This window comes from Frateuria sp., from assembly GCF_035695185.1.
Taxonomy (GTDB): Bacteria; Pseudomonadota; Gammaproteobacteria; order Xanthomonadales; family Rhodanobacteraceae; genus Frateuria_A.
In genome coordinates, this window is sequence record NZ_DASSES010000199.1 from 1 (window position 1) to 16,734 (window position 16,734).

Below are 16,734 nucleotides of genomic sequence, written 5' to 3' on the forward strand. Positions count from 1 at the left end.
TCCCCCGGCATGGTGTTCTGGCACCCCAACGGCTGGGCGATCTGGCAGCAGGTCGAGCAGTACATGCGCCGTGTGTACCGCAAGAGCGGCTACCAGGAGGTGCGCTGCCCGCAGGTGCTGGATGTGTCGCTGTGGAAGAAGTCCGGGCACTGGGACAACTACGCCGAGAACATGTTCTTCACCGAGTCGGAGAAGCACACCTACGCATTGAAGCCGATGAACTGCCCGGGCCACGTGCAGATCTTCAACACCGGCCTGCACAGCTACCGCGAGCTGCCGATCCGCTACGGCGAGTTCGGCGGTTGCCACCGCAACGAACCCTCGGGCGCCCTGCACGGCATCATGCGCGTGCGCGCCTTCACCCAGGACGACGGCCACATCTTCTGCACGCCCGAGCAGATCGAGCCGGAGGTGACTGCGTTCCACCGGCAGGCGATGCAGGTGTACGGCGATTTCGGCTTCCAGGACATCGCGCTGAAGATCGCCCTGCGCCCGGACAAGCGCATCGGTTCGGACGAGGTGTGGGACCGCGCCGAGGATGCGCTGCGCAAGGCGCTTTCCTCCGCCGGCGTGCAGTGGGAGGAACTGCCCGGCGAGGGCGCCTTCTATGGCCCGAAGATCGAGTACCACATGAAGGACTCGATCGGCCGCGCCTGGCAGGTCGGCACCATGCAGGTCGATTTCATGATGCCCGAGCGCCTGGGCGCCGAGTACGTGGACGAGGCCTCGCAGAAGCGCCATCCAGTCATGCTGCACCGGGCGATCGTGGGCTCGATGGAGCGCTTCATCGGCATCCTGATCGAGCATCACGCCGGCAACCTCCCGGCCTGGCTGGCGCCGGTGCAGGCGGCGGTGTTCTCCATCACCGACGCCCAGGCCGGTTATGTCCGCGAGGTGACGCAAGCCCTTGTCGACAAAGGCTTCCGCGTCCAGGCCGATTTGCGCAACGAAAAAGTCGGTTATAAAATCCGCGAGCATACGTTGCAGAAGGTCCCTTATCTCCTCGTGGTCGGTGACCGCGAGAAGGAAGCGGGGGCCGTTTCCGTGCGTACGCGTTCGGGTGAGGACCTGGGCAGCATGCCGCTGGCCGACTTCATCGAGCGCCTTCAGGCCGAGACGCGGCGTTGACCCGTCTTGAGGCCTAATCCCAACACTTCTTCTGGAGGATAGTGGTATCGCCACCACCGACAACAAGGGCAACCGCCGCAACCATGAGATTCGCGTACCGCGCGTGCGCGTGATCGGCGTCGACTCGGAACAGCTGGGCATCCTTTCCCGCGACGAGGCGCTTTCGATGGCGCAGGAAGCGGGCATGGACCTGGTCGAGATCCAGCCCAACGGCGACCCGCCGGTCTGCCGCATCATGGATTACGGCAAGTTCAAGTTCGAAGCCCAGAAGAAGGCCCAGGCCGCCAAGAAGAAGCAGAAGCAGGTCGAGATCAAGGAAGTGAAGTTCCGTCCGGTCACGGACGTGGGCGACTACCAGATCAAGCTGCGCAACATGCTTCGCTTCCTGGAGGAGGGCGACAAGGTCAAGGTCACGATCCGCTTCCGCGGACGCGAGATGTCCCACCAGGACCTCGGCCAGAACCTGGCCAGGAAGATCCAGGAGGACGTCGGCGACAACGGCCAGGTGGAATCCTTCCCCCGGCTGGAAGGGCGCCAGATGGTCATGATGATCGGACCGAAGAAGAAGCAGTAAAAAAGGCGGCCGCGAAGGCTAGGCGTTCATTGACCTGTTGATGTCAGGTCCTTGGGGCCGCTACACCCCCGAGTTCAACTCGGGGGTTTTCTTTTGCCACGTGCCTACGTCAAGAAATCGGGCCTCGATTTCCACCTGACGCTCAACAGAGGCTACGCGACAGTGGCTGTTGAGCCGTCGAAAATGATGGCCTCCAGTCCATCCTGCGCGTGCTGTCTGCCGCGGAGGCGTTCGACAACCGCGACGCCGCTCTGAGCTGGATGCGCAACGAGCCGGCCTTCCGCCACAAGACTGCGCTGGGCCTTGTCCGCGAAGGACCGGCTGAAGCAGTGGTGTCCTACTTTGAATCGGTGTCGGCAGGCTTCATCGGGTAATCACCACGCTCGCCCGCGGGGCAAGTCTGTCTTTTCGAGGGAACCCCATTACGACCTAAGCTTTGTTCAGGCTCGTCGACTTTGCGAGACGTTCACAACTTGACGTGCAAACTGCCCGTGCCGCAGGTGCGCAACCTCGTTGTCGCAACGGACGGATGATTCAGCCGCCATTGGCAGGCGGCTGATTCGGGGAGGGTTACACGGGTAGCAGGTTTCATTTGTCATGCTCGCATGGCATGCCGATGGTGTCTTCGACACCACGTGGGCGAGGTGCACCTCCAATTCAAGGTCGTACCTGCCATCTAACTTGCTGTCATATGTTCGCGCTCTCCACGGCCCATGAAATGGGCCGTCAGCTTTCCGATCCAGAAATGCGGAATTGCTGTCAGGAACGGGAGGGGTCCCTACCGGCAAGACTGAGGAGAAGGAAATGCGAAAGTTGACAGCTGTAGAGCTCGCGCTGTTTGCTTCCTCACTTGTGGCATCCCACGGCACGCTAGCAGACGAACCACCGACGTTGGGCACCGTGACCGTCAACGCCACTTATAGCCTCCAAACAGCCAGTGTGAACTATGGCTACTACTGGGGCGGCGTGCTGAATGTCAGCGCTCCGCCGACCAATGTCGGAACCTACATTGGTCCTACGCCGACTACCGTCGTACATGCGATGGATTGCGCGAAGGCTTATGGCAAGAAGGCTCCGCTTTCAGGGCTTGGTCCGCGATCAGGCTGGAAGACATTTGTCATAAGCGCAACGATCTGGCGCGATTCCGCCGGAACGCACTACGAGAGCCCAACGGGCACGCCACCGTATCCGGGCCTCACGCAGCTTGGGGGAAGCACCCAGGGTACACAGTCCTTAGTGTCCTTGCCGGGGAACGGCTCCATGGCATACAAGATCCGGGCTTTCGCGCACGAATGGGCTCACCAATACGGAGCGAGTGAGGCCACCGCCAGCGCCGTCGGGAACGACGCGATGAACTCGTATGCCGCTGACCAAGGACGCAAGTGCGGCGGCTTATAGTGGCAGTTGGTCCGGCGTTCTCAAGGGTAACGATATGAACAGACGACATGTAACTGTGGGGCTGGTTGCCGTTGCGCTGGTGGCTTGCGTTGCCTGGACATATTGGGCGCCCTCGAAGGCGGACGCCCAACGCGGTGGCGGTCACGCCGCCGCGTTGGCGCCTGCTTCGTCCACCACCAAACAGGCACAGGCATCGCACCACCCGCGGTCGACGCCAAAGGCATCCATGCCAACGGCTCCCAAGCCCGTGGATGTGCATCGCGCGGTTGCCGACTTCGAACAAAGCAAGCAATGCTATTCAATGAATAACCGGCTCGCAGAGCTGGAGCGCAATCTGCAGGCATGCAAAGAGATTCCTTCCAACGATCTCGCGCGGTCTGCGCAATGCACGGCAGGCCTACAAGAGCAAATGGACGCACTGGATAAAGAACGCGATGAAAAAGCGGAATGTTCTACGGCGCAATCCTCGGCAAGAGATTTCTATGAGGCAACAAAGAAAGCCGCGTCCATGGGCGACGCCGACGCTCAGGTCTGCTATCTCCGATCGCTTTTCGAAGATGCAGACCGAACTCCACTGAGCTATTCGCAACAGGAAATTCGCGATTATAAGCGCCTTGCGCCCAAGTATATCGCGGAGGGCATGGCACGAGGTGATTGGCGGGTGGTCGCACTCCTCGCACAGACCAGCAACGAGGATGGCTCGGGAATGTTCCCTTACGTCCATCCGCTCGATCCGCTGAAACTTTACACAATGAACCGTCTGCTTCAGTTGGGAGCGGACGCGCCGTATGCGCAACGTATGAATGCGATCATCAACGTCATTTTTTTGTCACCGACCGATACGGGTGGCCCGATTCTGGCGCCGTCACTAGTAGCGCAAGGTAACAAACAAGCCGAAATGTTGTTCCACAAGTATTTCGAGGGCAAACCTCGCCTTAAGGAAGCTCCGTCGGCATGTGGACCATAGCGAGGCGGGGTCGCGTCCGTCCACACGAAACTGCATCCTGCACGCCTCTGTGCCAAGAATTTGCCCAGGGCACGGCTAGGAACCGTTAAAGCTTGCTTCAGGACAAGGTGACGCTTGTGGACGCTCCAGCTGGACAGCCATCGCCCGCGTCAGCAACCGCGGCCTTCATGGAGGCACTGGGAGCCGTCACTTTTGTCATGACTCGCTCCCCGACGTACTGCCAGTATCCGATTGCTTGTATCGCCGAATGGCTTCGTCCACCACTGCTGCTCTGTCAGTACACGCTGTTTTACGACGCAAGCGCCAATCTCGTGGGCTATATGACATGGGCGTTCTTGGCGGAGGACACCGAACAACGGCTGATTGGAGACCCCGCGATTTTGCTGCACCTGAGCGAGTGGAACGAAGGCGACCGGCTTTGGATCATGGATTTTGTGGTGCTCAACGGCGACGTCAGGAAATTCGTCCAACTCGGCAAGAATCGCCTTTCACAATTCGAAGAAGCCAAGTCGCTGAGGCGGCGAGATGACGGCTCTATACGCAAGGTCACGCGATGGGGCTGCATGACGCGGTCGCGCCTATGACGGCAGTGATTGCGAAGCATTTCAGCGCGTCCGAAATCGCGGCGTTAGAGCGTGGTGCTGTTGATCTGGCCAGCATCAGCGCGTCGATTCTGGTTTCTTTTCATGCACAGCGTCTGCACCGAGCGCGGCTGGCGTGGTTGAATGTCCGATGGTTCCTGCAGCAAGGCATCGACGTACTCAATGTGTCGACGCGTCGCCGCGCGGAAGCATGGCTGTTGGACGAGTTTGCCTACGAGGCCACGCTGGGTCGTGGCATTCCCTCAAGTGCCTTCAAGACCTTTTACGCAGATCGCTACGGCAGTACCGAAGGAACAACTCCTCACGGCGGGAGTGGGCGCAGCGGCATCGCGGGGCGGTTTAGTGCTAAAGGCATTGGCCAGACGCCGTTAGTGGGCGAAGACGCCCACCCAGGCCATGCTCACGGTCACGCGAGCCTCGAAGAGTGCTTGCGCGAAGCGGTCTACAGCGAAGTCTTCGACGCCGAATTCCCTGCAGGAGCACTGCCTGTCATTGCGGTACTGGACGCCGGTTGCGACTATGTTGATCCGGACCTGCGTTCTGCGCGGGCGATCCGTCGAGGTCTATTGATTCGTCCATGTACCTTGCGACCCGCTCACATCGAGAGGGCGCCGCTCTTTCGCCCGCTGGGAGCGAGCGAAAGCGACACCCGCGCCCATCAATTGGAGGACGTCGCCCGCGCCAAGGCGGCCGTCCGCTATTGGCTCACTGTTGGTCCTCCAGGCGGGGCGGCCGCTTGCCTCAAGCAGTTGGTCGCGCGCCTGGTGGACCAGATTGCCTTTGGTCAGGTGCACCGGCTTACAGGCGGCGGCGTGTTCTCTTCCAACGTCTCCGTTTGGGGACAATTGCTGGATTTCGGCAACGCTCATTACTTCCCCGACTGGGCACGCGCCAAAATTCTGGATCATGCCGCCGGTTTTGGTGAGGAACTCACCACGCTTAGAGCGGTTATCAAGTCCTTGGTTTTTTTCTTCAACAAGTACGGCCCCAACGGACGCAGGCCGCTGCGCGAGACGGAGTGGCAGGACTACGCGGCCAGCTGCTATGAGAACGCGTTTGTCCGCGAGTGCTCCTTGCTATTTAACGCGCAACAGGCCAACTCACCACAGGCGCTCTCCCTCGCCGCCCTTTTCCAAGCACACTTCAAAGAACGACAACGCCACTGCACCCGGTACCAGTACGGATTGATCGACGGTCAAGGTCGGCGGACGTTCGCGTCGGATTTTATCGCGCAGCACAAGCCGGTGCTTGATCGTTTGTTGGCTGACGTGTTCAAAACGAAATCCGATACTGAGCACTACGTCGCTGGAGCCTACGCGACCATGTGCCGCTATCTGGGCCCGAGAACAGAAATCGATCGCGGCCGCCTGACCGCGGTGTTGACCGACCATGCATCTAAGGCGGCTGAATCGATAGGAGAAATCGCTCCACACCTGGAAGCGCTGGTCAACGGGATCGTGGGCGCTTCTCGCCGGCACTGGCCATTGTTGCCGAACCATCTGGTTGTACATGCTCAAAAGGCTTATGGAGCCTCTTGCGTTCTGCTGTGCGAGGACGCAAGGACGAGCGAGCCAGTCCTATGGCTAGAAGGGATGCATCACGATGGGCGCTTGTGTCTGTTCGATCAGTGGCTGGCCGATGACGTACGCCAGTTCACGCTGAGGTCGCATGGAAACAAGCGTTGGTGCGCAGCTATTCGGGCCGTGGAGCTACAGACCGGTTGTGCTGCCAAGGAGATCGCGGCGGTTGTGAATGCGGCACCTGCCGAATTGCTTTCGTTCTCCAGCGGGGTAGATTTTCGGCGGTGGCGAATCGTGGAAAGACAGAATCCTTGCACCAAGGCCTAGGAGCGAGTCTCCCGCAAGAGCGTCCCCTCACCCCAACCCTCTGCCCGGAGGGAGAGAGGAGCGGGTCGCGCTCGCCTCAGCTTTCGAAGCGCACCAGCACCGTATCCGCTTCGACGAACTCGCCCTGGCTCGCGCTGACGTTCTCGATGGTGCCGGCGCGCGGTGCTTTCAGCGCCAGCTCCATCTTCATCGCCTCCATCACCAGCAACTCCTGGCCTTCCTCGACACTGTCGCCGGCGTTCGCCTTGACCAGCACGATCCGGCCGGGCATCGGCGCGACGACCTGATTGCCGCCGGCGCTTTCGGTCGAGGCCCAGGCAAAGGCGGGGGCGTGCACGAAGCGGTGGCGCCGGCCTGCGGCGTCGTGCAACAGCACGCGGGCGTCGTCGACCCGCGCGCTCAGGCGTTGCGCCTCGCCATCGAAGCGGGCGCTGAGGGCGTCCGTCTCAAGGCACGCGCCGCGTACTTCGCAGGTCGCCTCACCGTGTTCGAGGCGGTAGTCACCGCCATGGCCATGCGCGGCGACCTCGTAACGCCGCTCGTGCAGCGCCAGCGCCACCACGCGCTTGCCGGCATGGCCGATGCGCCAGGCGTCGGCTCTGGCCCAGGGCGAGTGCGGATCGGCGAGGTTGGCCTGCACGCTGCGCTCTTCCTGCAGCAGCGCCGCGGTGGCGGCGGCGAACAGCACGCGGTCGGCCGGCGCCGCGTCGCCCTGCAGGAACTCGTCCAGGTGGCGGTCGAGGTAGCCGGTGTCGATGGTTCCTTCGATCACGGATGGATGCCTCGCCAGCCGCTCGAGGAAGGCGATGTTGGATTTCGGCCCGACGATTTCGCACTGGGCCAGCGCCTCGCGCAGCCGTTCCAGCGCCTGCGGGCGGTCGACGTCCCATACGATCAGCTTGGCGATCATCGGGTCGTAGAAGATGGTGACCGTGTCGCCCTCGACCACGCCGCCGTCGATGCGCACGTGCTTCGACGGCGCGGGAAGGCGCAGCTTGAGCAGCTTGCCCGAGCCGGGCAGGAAGTTCTGTTCCGGGTCCTCGGCGTACAGGCGCACCTCGATGGCATGGCCGTGCGTCTGGATCTGTTCCTGCTTGAGCGGCAGCGGCTGGCCCGCAGCGACGCGCAGTTGCCACTCGACCAGGTCCAGGCCGAGCGTTTCCTCGGTGACCGGGTGCTCGACCTGCAGGCGCGTATTCATTTCCATGAAGAAAAACTCGCCGTCGGCGCCGACGATGAACTCCACCGTGCCCGCGCCCACGTAGTCGACCGCCCTGGCGGCGGCCACCGCCGCTTCGCCCATGGCCCGGCGCCGCGCCGGCGTGAGGAAGGGCGAGGGCGTCTCTTCCAGCACCTTCTGGTAGCGGCGCTGGGACGAGCATTCGCGCTCGTTGAGGTGGATCACGTTGCCGTGGCTGTCGCCGAACACCTGGAACTCGATGTGCCGCGGGTGCTCGACGTAACGCTCCAGGATCACCCGCGTGTCGCCGAAGGCGTTGGCCGCCTCGCGCTGGGCCGAGGCCAGCGCATCGGCGAACTCGCCTTCGCCGCGCACGATGCGCATGCCCTTGCCGCCGCCGCCGGCCGCGGCCTTGATCATCAGCGGGAAGCCGGTCTTGCGCGCCTGCTCGGCCAGGTGCACGGGCTCCTGGTTCTCGCCGTGGTAGCCGGGCACCAGCGGCACGGCGTGCTTTTCCATCAGTGCCTTGGCGGCCGCCTTGGAACCCATCGCATCGATGCTCCGAGGCTTCGGGCCGATGAACACGATGCCGGCCTCGACACAGGCGCGGGCGAAGCCGGTGTTCTCCGACAGGAAGCCGTAGCCCGGATGGATCGCCTGCGCGCCGGTCTTCCTGGCTACCTCGAGGATGGCTTCGCCACGCAGGTAGGAGTCGGCCGGGCGCGGGCCGCCGATCGGCCAGGCTTCATCGGCCAGCCGGACGTGTTGGGCGTCCTGGTCGGCCTCCGAATACACCGCGATGGTGTGGATGCCGAGGCGGCGGCAGGTGCGGATCACGCGGCAGGCGATCTCGCCGCGATTGGCAATCAGTACGCGCTCGAACATGCAGGGTCGGTCCCGAGTCGATGCAAAGCCCGCGAAATTAACAGATAAGCCGTGTGTAGCCGATGCGCAGCGCAGCACGGGGCGGGAGAGGGCTATCATTGCCGGTCGCCGTACGCGTTTCCCCTGCAGGCGCACTGTGCGCGACCGGGAGGCATGGCGGTCGCGCACAGGTGCGCTCCTACCAGAGCCCAGAGGCACGCCTTGAAGAAGTCCGATTTCGATTTCGACCTGCCGCCCGAGCTGATCGCGCAGGCCCCGTTGCCGGAGCGCTCGGCCAGCCGGCTGCTGCGGCTGGATCCGGTCGGGCGCACGCTGGACGATCGTCAGTTCCGTGAATTGCCGTCCTTCCTGCGTCCGGGCGATCTGCTGGTGTTCAACGATACCCGCGTGCTGCCGGCCCGCTTGTACGGGCGCAAGGAATCCGGCGGTGCGGTGGAGATCCTGATCGAGCGTGTCACCGGCGCGCACGAGGCCACGGTGCAACTGGGCGTGAGCAAGAAGCCGAAGGAGGGCGGCCGCATCGAACTCGGCGACGGCAGCCATGCCACGGTGCTGGGCCGTGACGAGGCGTTCTTCAGACTGCGCTTCGAGTCGCCCGAGCCGCTGGAAAAACTGCTCGCGAAGCTGGGCGAGATGCCGCTGCCGCCGTACATCGAGCGCCACGCCGATGCCTCGGACCTGGAGCGCTACCAGACCGTCTACGCCCGCGAACCCGGTGCGGTGGCCGCGCCCACCGCGGGCCTGCATTTCGACGAACCGCTGCTCGGGCGCCTGCGCGAACTGGGCGTGGACACCGGCTACGTGACGTTGCATGTGGGTGCCGGCACCTTCCAGCCGGTGCGCGTGGAGGACATTCACCAGCACACCATGCATCGCGAGTGGCTCAACGTCGGCGCCGCGCTGGTGGAAAAGATGCGCCGCGCGCGGGCAGCCGGCGGGCGGGTCATCGCGGTGGGCACGACGGTGGTGCGGGCACTGGAAAGCGCGACGATCGACGGACAGGTGCACCCGTTCGCCGGGGAGACCCAGATCTTCATCTTCCCGGGCTACCGCATCACCAGCATCGACGGCCTGATCACCAATTTCCACCTGCCGCAGTCGACCCTGCTGATGCTGGTGTCGGCGCTGGCCGGGCGGGAGTTCGTGCTGGAGGCCTACCGGCACGCAGTGCGGGAGCGGTACCGGTTCTTCTCCTATGGCGATGCGATGCTGATCCTTCCCGGTGCCTCGAACTAGTTCCCTCTCCCCGCCCGGAGAGGAAGCAAAAAGCGGCGATAATGTCGCGATGACTTCCATGACTTTCGAACTGCTGGCCCGCGATGGCGCGGCCCGCCGCGGTCGCCTGGCCTTCGCGCGCGGCACCGTTGAAACACCCGCCTTCATGCCGGTGGGCACCTACGGCTCGGTCAAGGCGATGACGCCGCGCGACCTCACCGAACTCGGTGCCGAGATCATCCTGGGCAACACCTTCCACCTCTACCTGCGTCCCGGGCTGGAGATCGTGGAGAAGTTCGGTGGCCTGCACCGCTTCATCGGCTGGAACAAGCCGATCCTCACCGACTCGGGCGGCTTCCAGGTGTTCTCGCTGGCGCACAAGCGCAAGCTGGCCGAAGAGGGGGTGACGTTCGCCTCGCCGGTGGACGGCTCCAAGGTGTTCCTGTCGCCGGAAGTGTCGATGAAGATCCAGACGGTGCTGGACTCGGACATCGCCATGATCTTCGACGAGTGCACGCCCTACCCGGCCACGGAGAAGCAGGCGGCCGACTCCATGGAGATGTCGCTGCGCTGGGCCGCGCGCTCGCGTGGAGCGTTCGACGCGCTGAGGAACCCCAACGCGCTGTTCGGCATCGTGCAGGGCGGCGTGTACGAACCGCTGCGGCGCCGTTCGGCCGAGGGCCTGGTCGGCATCGGCTTCGACGGCTATGCGGTGGGCGGGCTGGCCGTCGGCGAGCCGGAAGCCGAGCGCAACCACACGCTCGACTTCACCGTGGCGATGCTGCCGCAGGACAAGCCGCGCTACCTGATGGGTGTGGGCCGGCCGGAGGACATCGTCGAGGCGGTGCGCCGGGGCATCGACATGTTCGACTGCGTGATGCCCACCCGCAACGCCCGCAACGGTTTCCTGTTCGTGCCCGAGGGCACCCTGCGGATCCGCAACGCGAAGTACGCGGACGACACCCGGGTGATCGAGGAGGGCTGCGACTGCTACGCCTGCGCCAACGGCTTCTCGCGCGCCTATCTGCGCCATCTGGACCGCTGTAACGAAATCCTCGCCAGCCAGCTGGCCACGCACCACAACCTGCGCCATTACCAGCGGCTGATGGCCGGGCTGCGCGGGGCGATCGCCGCCGGTGCGCTGGAGGACTTCGTCGCCGCGTTCTACGCCCGCCGCCAGGGCGCCGCGGCGTAGCGCTCGCAGGAGCGGATCGGGGGCGCGACCGTCATCCCCCTGTCTGCGGGACTCCCCGCGCGCCGGAGATGGCGGGGCTGCCCGGGTGTGCTCCCGCGGAGCCCGGGAACTTCCCGCCGGGCCCGGTCACCAAGGCCCGCGGTGCTTGCAAACCCGGCCGCCCGCCGCCATGCAGGGGCGTGTGAAGCCGCCGTGCATGCCCCGGGGGTGCATGGCATAATCCAAGACCTTTTTCTGGCGCGGACGGAATTTCTTGTCCACGCCGCTACTTGCAGGATGAAACGATGAGCCTTCCGATGTCCCTGGTGATCGCCCAGGCTGCCCCCGCCGCCGCGCCGGGCAACCCGCTTTTCAGCTTCCTGCCGCTGATCGCACTCTTCGTCATCTTCTACTTCCTGATGATCCGCCCGCAGATGAAGCGCCAGAAGGAGCACCGCAACATGGTCTCCGCCCTGGCCAAGGGCGACGAAGTGGTCAGCAACGGCGGCATCGCCGGACGCGTGGACGAGGTGGGCGAAAGCTTCCTGACCGTCGAGATCGCGCCCAACGTCAAGATCAAGCTGCAGAAGGGTGCCATCTCCCAGGTGCTTCCCAAGGGCACGCTGAAGTCGTCCTGACGAGGCCGGACCCGGCCATCCGCCGCGGCCGAGGGGGCCGCGGCCTTCGAAGTAACGAGCAACGGGCTTCTTAAGGCATGAGTGACTTTCCACGCTGGAAATACGCGCTGGTCGCGTTGGTATTGCTGTTCGGCATCCTCTACGCGCTGCCCAACGCCTTCCCGCCGGTGCCGTCGGTGCAGGTGCTCGCCACCCACGGCGCGCCGCTCGATGCTGCGGTCAAGCAGAAGGTCGCCGATGCGCTGAAGGCGCAGAAGGTGCCTTACAGCGGGCTGGAGATCGACGCCGACCACCTGGTCGCCGACTTCCCCAACGCGGACGTCCAGGCCAAGGCTGCCGACGTGGTGAAGGCTGCGTTGGGCGACGACTACACGGTGGCGCTCAACCTCGCCTCGACGGTGCCCGGATGGCTGCGCGCGATCCATGCCAACTCCATGCCGCTGGGCCTGGACCTGCAGGGTGGCGTGCACTTTTTGATGGCGGTGGACCAGAACGCGGTGGTCGACAAGCAGGAAGAGCGCTACGCCGACGACATCCGCAGCCTGTTGCGCGAAAAGAACATCCGCTACGAGTCGGTGAGCCGCAACGCCCAGCGCGGGCAGGGCATCAGCGTGGTGCTGCGTTCGGCCGCCGACCGCAGCGCTGCCACCGATATCATCGGGACGGAGTACCCGGACCTGCTGGTGCGTGACGGCGCCAGCACCGGCGATCGCTTCCTGCTCGTCGCCTCGGTCAAGCCCGAAAAGCTGCGGGAGCTGGCGCTGGCCACCATCCGCCAGAACACCGCCACGCTGCGCAACCGCATCAACGCGCTGGGTGTCTCCGAGCCACTGATCCAGCAGCAGGGCGACGACCAGATCGTGGTGGAACTGGCCGGCGTGCAGAACCCGGCCGAGGCCAAGAAGGTGATTGGCGCCATCGCCACGCTGGAATACCGGGCGGGCATCGGCTTTCCGGGCGACCCGCGCGCGGTCGAGGCGGCGCGTACCGGCAACGTGCCGCCGGACGCCAACCTCTATTACGAGCGCGGCACCCATCGCCCGGTGCTCGTCAGCAAGCGCATCATCGCCACCGGCGACGAACTGGTGGACGCCGCCTCCGGCGTCGACCAGCAGAGTGGCACGCCCAAGGTGGACGTGACCCTGAGCGCCTCCGGCGCCAAGAAGATGCTCGACTTCACCAGCGCCAATGTCGGCAAGCCGATGGCAGTGGTGTACGTGGAAACCGTCTACGACACCAAGGTCGTCAACGGCAAGGAAGTGCAGGTGCCGCACACCACCCAGGAGGTCATCAGCGACGCGACCATCCAGGGCGTATTCGGCAAGCAGTTCCAGACCACCGGCCTGAACAGCCCCAAGGAAGCCTCGGAACTGGCGCTGCTGCTCAAGGGTGGTTCGCTGGCCGCGCCGATGAACATCGCCTCGCAGTTCGTGATTGGCCCGAGCCTGGGCCAGGACAACATCCAGAAGGGCCTGCGCGCGGTGCTGCTGGGCCTGGGCCTGGTGCTGCTGGCCGCGGCGATCTACTACCACCTGTTCGGCCTGGTCGCGGACATCGCGCTGTTCTTCAACCTGGTGATCCTGGTCGCGGTGATGTCGATGATCGGCGTGACCCTGACCATGCCGGGCATCGCCGGCATCGTGCTCACGCTGGGCATGGCGATCGACGCCAACGTGCTGATCTGCGAACGCGTGCGCGAGGAACTGCGCAACGGCTCCAGCCCGCATGCCTCGATCCGCGCCGGCTACGAAAAGGCCTGGGCGACCATCCTCGACGCCAACGTCACCCACCTGATCGCCGCACTGGCGCTGACCACGATGGGCTCGGGCCCGATCAAGGGCTTCGGCGTGACGCTGCTGATCGGCATCCTGACCTCCATGTTCACCTCGGTCACCGTGACCCACGCGATCACCGCGCTGATCCACGGCAACCGCAAGCTCAAGACGTTGTCGGTCTGAGGACGTACAAACGATGGAAATCTTCAACCACAACAGCAATGTCCCGTTCCTGCACTGGCGCAGGATCAGCATCGTCATCGCCGGGCTCCTCATGATCGCCTCGGTGGCGCTGCTGTTCACCCGTGGCCTCAACTACGGCCTGGATTTCACCGGCGGCATCTCGGTCGAGGTGAAGTACGGCAGCACGGTCGACATCGGCGAGGTGCGCAAGGCGCTGGACGAGGCCGGCATCGAGAACCCGGTGGTGCAGAGCCTGGGTGGCTCGCGCCAGGTGCTGATCCGGCTGCAGCCCAGGACCGGCAAGGCGGGCGCCACCGTCAACGGCGAGAGCGCCTCGGCGCGTGCCGACAAGGTTGCCGCCAACGTGATGGCCGCACTCAGGAAGCACCGGCCCGACGCCGTCGAGAGCAGCCACAGCTTCGTCAGCCCGCAGGTGGGTGACGAACTCAAGAGCGACGGCTCGATCGCGGCGATCTTCGTGATCATCGGCATCGGCGTGTACCTGTGGATCCGCTTCGAGCGGCGCTTCGCCATCGCCGCCCTGGCTACCGAAGTACACGACGTGCTGGTGACGCTGGGCGTGATCTCGTTGGTGCAACGCGAGTTCGACCTGACCGTGCTCGCTTCGGTGCTGGCGGTGATCGGTTACTCGATCAACGACAAGGTGGTGGTGTTCGACCGTATCCGCGAGTTGTTCCGCCTTGCCCGCAAGGCCGATCCGGAAGAGATCCTCAACCGTTCGATCAATACCACACTGTCGCGGACCATCATCACCTCGCTGTTCACCGGCATCACCATGGCCGCGCTGTATTTCTTCGGCGGTCCGGCGGTGCACGGCTTCGCCATCACCATGCTGATCGGCATCGTGGTCGGTACGCTGTCCTCGATCTTCGTGGCCAGCCCGATCCTGCTGTGGCTGGGCGTGTCCAAGAAGGACCTGATGCCGCAGACCCGGGACAACCCGGAGCTCGCACGGCGGCCTTGAGCGCCCGCCACCGTGTCACCGAAAAGCCCGGCCCTGCGCCGGGCTTTTTGTTGGGCCCGACGTGTCGGAGATGACGGGTCCATCCGGGCGCGTTTGCTCCGGCAACGTGTACTGCGGCGCTGGGGCATGGTCCGGAGCCACCGTCGGCGGGAGCCGCCGGCGCGTTCAATTTTTTGCCCGGCCGACCGATAACCCGGAATGCTGCTGGGCCCCGGGCCGCACGGAGTTGAACATGCTGGTTTTGGTTGGAACGCTGATCGTGCTTGGCTGCGTGCTCGGCGGTTACGTGATGTCGCACGGGCAATTGATGGCCCTGTGGCAACCCTACGAGTTGCTGATCATCTTCGGCGGCGCCATCGGCGCGTTCCTGGCGGCCAACCCCGGCAAGATCGTGAAGGGCGCACTGGGCGACATCACCGGTCTGCTCAAGGGGCCCAAGTACCGCCGGCAGGACTACGTGGACCTGCTGGCGCTGCTGTACGACATCTTCGGCGTCATGCGCAAGGAAGGCGTGCTGGGCATGGAGTCGCACATCGAGGACCCGCAAGCCAGTCCGGTGTTCTCCGCATACCCGCGCCTGCTGGGCGAGCACCACCTGGTCGAGTTCATCACCGACTGCCTGCGCCTGATCGTCGGCGGCAACATGGAGGCGCACGAGCTGGAAGCGTTGCTGGACGCCGAGGTCGAAAACCATCACCTCGAGGCCGAGGCCCCGGCGCAGGCGGTGGCCAAGATGGCCGACGGCCTGCCGGGCTTCGGCATCGTCGCGGCGGTGCTGGGCATCGTCACGACCATGTCCAACCTGGGCGGCGATACCTCCAGGATCGGTGAGCACATCGCCGGTGCGCTGGTGGGCACCTTCCTCGGCATCTTGCTGTGCTACGGCTTCATCGGGCCGCTGGCCGCGGCGATGGAAAGCCGCGTGCGCGAGGACGGAAAGGCCTTCGAGTGCGTCAAGGTGGCGCTGCTGGCCAACCTGCGGGGCTACAACCCCAAGGTGTCGGTCGAGTTCGCGCGCAAGGCCCTCTCGGCGCACACGCGACCCAACTTCCAGGACCTCGAGGATCACCTGAAAAGCGACCGCGCCGGAGCCGCCGCATGAGCGAGGGTGGCGGCGCGCCGATCATCATCAAGCGCGTGAGAAAGCAGGCGCATGGCCACCATGGTGGCGCCTGGAAAGTGGCGTACGCGGATTTCGTCACCGCGATGATGGCGTTCTTCCTGGTCATGTGGATTCTCGGTGCCGGCACGCGCGAGCAGAAGGCAGCGATCTCCGAGTACTTCCGCAACCCCAGCATGACCCCGGGCAATGCCACCGTCGCGCCGCCCGGACGCATGGGGCCGGGCGGCGCCAGCGACGCGGCGATCCAGCTGGGGGGGGCGATGGACCTCTCCCACGGCCCCGGGAAGGATCGCCACAACGGTCCCTCCGCGCCGGTCTCGAAGGAAGCGCTCGACCAGCGGGCGCGCGAGCGCGAGAAGGCCCGCCTGCAGGAGTTGATGCAGCAGCTGAATGCGGCCATCCAGAACAGCCAGGCGCTGGCGCCGTTCAAGGACCAGTTGCTGCTGGACATCACCTCGGAAGGGCTGCGCATCCAGATCGTGGACAAGCTCAACCGGCCGATGTTCGACCTCGGCAGCGCGAAGCTGAAGGACTACACCCGCGCGATCCTCGCCGAGCTGGGTACCTTCATCAACCGCGTGCCCAATCGCATCAGCATTACCGGCCATACCGACGATGCGCCGTACGCCGACGAGCGCGATTACAGCAACTGGGAGCTTTCCACCGACCGTGCGAATGCTGCACGGCGCGCGCTGCTTTCGGGTGGCATGGAGAAGGGCAAGACCGCCCGCGTGGTCGGGCTGGCGGCGTCCGTGCCGCTGGACAAGGCGCACCCGGACAACCCGATCAACCGGCGCATCAGCATCATCGTGATGACCCGCGAAGCCGAGGCGGCGGCATTGTCCCAGGACGTGGTCGAGAGCCGGCCGCGGCCCGTCGGACCTGCGCCAGCGGCAATCCAGCAGGGCCCCGCGGCAAAGCCGGCGGATGCCGCCGCCGATGCCGTGCTGCCCGGGGCGGATATACCGGCCCAGTCGGGCGCCCCGGTTGCCGCCACGGCGTTACCGGTGCCACCGACGCTCCGACCCGCTGGCCGCTGACGCGTACCGGCGTCCCCGGG

Annotated in this window: 13 protein-coding genes; 12 read left to right on the top strand and 1 reads right to left on the bottom strand. The window is 64.8% G+C overall.

From position 1 onward, the window contains the following. From thrS to VFH59_RS15925, 5 genes are all read left to right on the top strand, one after another. A partial coding sequence (gene thrS / locus VFH59_RS15905) for a threonine--tRNA ligase (RefSeq protein ID WP_325165887.1) occupies positions 1-1,128 on the top strand: 1,128 nt, incomplete at its 5' end. 46 nt (positions 1,129-1,174) lie between these two features. Beyond that, the gene (gene infC / locus VFH59_RS15910) at positions 1,175-1,702 is read left to right on the top strand and encodes a translation initiation factor IF-3 (RefSeq protein ID WP_414655906.1); all 528 of its coding nucleotides are present in this window, start codon (positions 1,175-1,177) and stop codon (positions 1,700-1,702) included. Positions 1,703-3,062: 1,360 nt separating this feature from the next. Next, on the top strand, positions 3,063-4,067 hold the full coding sequence (locus VFH59_RS15915; protein WP_325165888.1) for a hypothetical protein: 1,005 nt from the start codon (positions 3,063-3,065) through the stop codon (positions 4,065-4,067). 92 nt (positions 4,068-4,159) lie between these two features. Continuing rightward, a complete protein-coding gene (locus VFH59_RS15920; RefSeq protein WP_325165889.1) occupies positions 4,160-4,651 on the top strand; it encodes a toxin-activating lysine-acyltransferase in 492 nt (163 codons plus the stop codon). Beyond that, positions 4,621-6,516 (top strand): hypothetical protein, encoded by a 1,896-nt coding sequence (locus tag VFH59_RS15925; RefSeq protein ID WP_325165890.1) that lies wholly within the window; start codon positions 4,621-4,623, stop codon positions 6,514-6,516. The genes VFH59_RS15920 and VFH59_RS15925 overlap by 31 nt, the downstream gene beginning before the upstream one ends. A gap of 76 nt (positions 6,517-6,592) precedes the next feature. Here the strand turns inward: VFH59_RS15925 and VFH59_RS15930 are convergent, their stop codons facing one another. Then, positions 6,593-8,581: an acetyl/propionyl/methylcrotonyl-CoA carboxylase subunit alpha gene (locus VFH59_RS15930; RefSeq protein ID WP_325165891.1), complete on the bottom strand. Its 1,989-nt coding sequence runs from the start codon at positions 8,579-8,581 to the stop codon at positions 6,593-6,595. Between the two features lie 201 nt (positions 8,582-8,782). Between VFH59_RS15930 and queA the strand changes: the two genes are divergently transcribed. The 7 genes from queA (at position 8,783) to motB (ending at position 16,714) form a co-directional block, all read left to right on the top strand. Further along, entirely contained in the window at positions 8,783-9,817 is a 1,035-nt protein-coding gene (queA, locus tag VFH59_RS15935; protein ID WP_325165892.1) for a tRNA preQ1(34) S-adenosylmethionine ribosyltransferase-isomerase QueA, read from the top strand. Positions 9,818-9,866: 49 nt separating this feature from the next. Beyond that, positions 9,867-10,991 carry a tRNA guanosine(34) transglycosylase Tgt gene (gene tgt / locus VFH59_RS15940; protein WP_325165893.1) on the top strand — a complete coding sequence of 375 codons (1,125 nt, stop codon included), beginning with the start codon at positions 9,867-9,869 and terminating at the stop codon, positions 10,989-10,991. Between the two features lie 284 nt (positions 10,992-11,275). After that, complete coding sequence (gene yajC, locus VFH59_RS15945) at positions 11,276-11,608, top strand: preprotein translocase subunit YajC (protein WP_245188142.1); 333 nt, start codon at positions 11,276-11,278, stop codon at positions 11,606-11,608. A gap of 77 nt (positions 11,609-11,685) precedes the next feature. Next, positions 11,686-13,566 carry a protein translocase subunit SecD gene (gene secD / locus VFH59_RS15950; RefSeq protein WP_325165894.1) on the top strand — a complete coding sequence of 627 codons (1,881 nt, stop codon included), beginning with the start codon at positions 11,686-11,688 and terminating at the stop codon, positions 13,564-13,566. Positions 13,567-13,579: 13 nt separating this feature from the next. Next, complete coding sequence (gene secF / locus VFH59_RS15955) at positions 13,580-14,551, top strand: protein translocase subunit SecF (RefSeq protein ID WP_325165895.1); 972 nt, start codon at positions 13,580-13,582, stop codon at positions 14,549-14,551. A 232-nt stretch (positions 14,552-14,783) separates the two neighbouring features. Further along, entirely contained in the window at positions 14,784-15,653 is an 870-nt protein-coding gene (gene motA / locus VFH59_RS15960) for a flagellar motor stator protein MotA (protein WP_325165896.1), read from the top strand. Then, on the top strand, positions 15,650-16,714 hold the full coding sequence (gene motB / locus VFH59_RS15965; RefSeq protein WP_325165897.1) for a flagellar motor protein MotB: 1,065 nt from the start codon (positions 15,650-15,652) through the stop codon (positions 16,712-16,714). Before motA ends, motB begins: the two co-directional genes overlap by 4 nt. Positions 16,715-16,734 lie beyond the last annotated feature (20 nt).